This is a genomic window from Nonomuraea sp. NPDC026600, assembly GCF_040638335.1.
Taxonomy (GTDB): Bacteria; Actinomycetota; Actinomycetes; order Streptosporangiales; family Streptosporangiaceae; genus Nonomuraea.
Genome location: NZ_JBEZYD010000110.1, coordinates 1 through 1,565, shown reverse-complemented (window position 1 = coordinate 1,565; position 1,565 = coordinate 1). Strand labels below are relative to the sequence as shown.

The window sequence follows — 1,565 nt, the reverse complement described above, 5'->3', positions numbered from 1 at the left end:
GTAAGCATTCAGGAGCTCAAGATCGCGATGGCGTGAGCAGCGCCCGCGCGGTGGGATGATCTTCGGGTGCCGAGGACCCCGGATCGCCGCCCGTCATATGACGAGCTCGCGGCGCTGGTGGTCCGGCAGATGAACACGATCGAGGCCCAGCGCGAGATGATCGCGCGGCTGGAGGATACGGTCGACGGGCTGACCGCTCGGGTCGCCGAGCTGGAGCGCAGGCTTGGCCGCAATTCTGGGAACTCGTCCTTGCCGCCGTCCAGCGACACGTTCGTCCGGCCGGGCAAGAAGCCGCCGGTCAACACCAGGAAGCGTGGCCGCCAGCCGGGGGCGCCCGGTGCGGGCTTGGCCATGGTCGAGACCCCGGACCAGGTCGAAGAGCACCTGCCTGACGCGTGCGGCGGCTGCGGGAAGAGGCTGTCGGCCGCCGACAGCGTCGGCTTCGCGCGTCGTCAGGTCCGCGACATTCCCCTGGTCACCGTGACGGTGACCGAGCATCGCACGCACCGGTGCCGGTGTGAGGGCTGCGGCCGGGTCACCGCGGCGGTCCTGCCCGAGCAGGTGGCAGGATCCCCGTCGTCGTACGGCCCGAACCTGCGCGCGCTGGCCGCCTACCTGCTGGTCTTCCAGCACATCCCGGTAGAGCGCTGCGCTCGGCTGATCGCCGATGTCACCGGAGCCCGCGTGTCACCCGGCTGGGTGAGTTCGATCCTCGCTGAGGCCGCGATGCTCATCACCGACAGTGTCGAGCTGATCCGTGCCCTCCTCACACTCGCCCATGTGCTGCACGTCGATGAGACCACCACGAGGATCGGGACGACGCGGCGCTGGCTGCACGTGGCCTGCACCAGCCGGTTGACGCTGCTCGGCTTGGGCGAGCGCTCCCGCGACGGCGTGAACGCCCTCGGCATCCTGCCCGATTTCCGCGGCGTGCTGGTCCACGACTCGCTGTCGCTGTATGACGGCTACCCCGGCGCCCGGCACCAACTGTGTGGATCTCACCTGGTCAGAGAGCTGACCGCCGCGGCCGAGGACCACCCCGGCCAGCGGTGGCCCGAACAGATCCGCTGGGCTCTGGCGGAGCTGAACAAGCAGGCCGGCAAGGCCCGCGCGGCTGGGCTGACCGAGATTCCACCCAAGCGAGCCAAGATCTACCTCAAGTCCTTCCACCACGGTCTGCGCGTCGGGCTGTCGTTGCATCCCCGCGTGTCCGGGCGCAAACAGTCCCCGGCCCGCAACCTGCTGGAACGTCTCCAACGGCGGGCCTGTGACGTGCTGCGTTTCGCCGATTTCCCCGGCTGGGTGCCGTTCACGAACAACGCGGCGGAAAGGGCGCTCCGTCCGGTGAAGACGCAGGTGAAGATCTCGGGCTGCCATCAGTCCGAGACAGGAGCCGCCGTCTGGCTGACCATCCGCTCCTACCTCGACAGCGCCCGCAAGCACGGCCTGTCAGCCTTCGACGCGATCTACCGTGCCTTCACCGGCAACCTGTGGATGCCACCCGTCGCACTCGACGCCTGATCAGCGCGAATCACCCAGCGTCACAGATCCTTCTGAATGCTTAC

Annotated in this window: 1 protein-coding gene; it reads left to right on the top strand. The window is 68.5% G+C overall.

The window, feature by feature from the left end; translation table 11 throughout:
- Positions 1-66: 66 nt before the first annotated feature.
- On the top strand, positions 67-1,521 hold the full coding sequence (locus tag AB0F17_RS66420; protein ID WP_358047851.1) for an IS66 family transposase: 1,455 nt from the start codon (positions 67-69) through the stop codon (positions 1,519-1,521).
- The last annotated feature ends 44 nt before the right edge of the window (positions 1,522-1,565 follow it).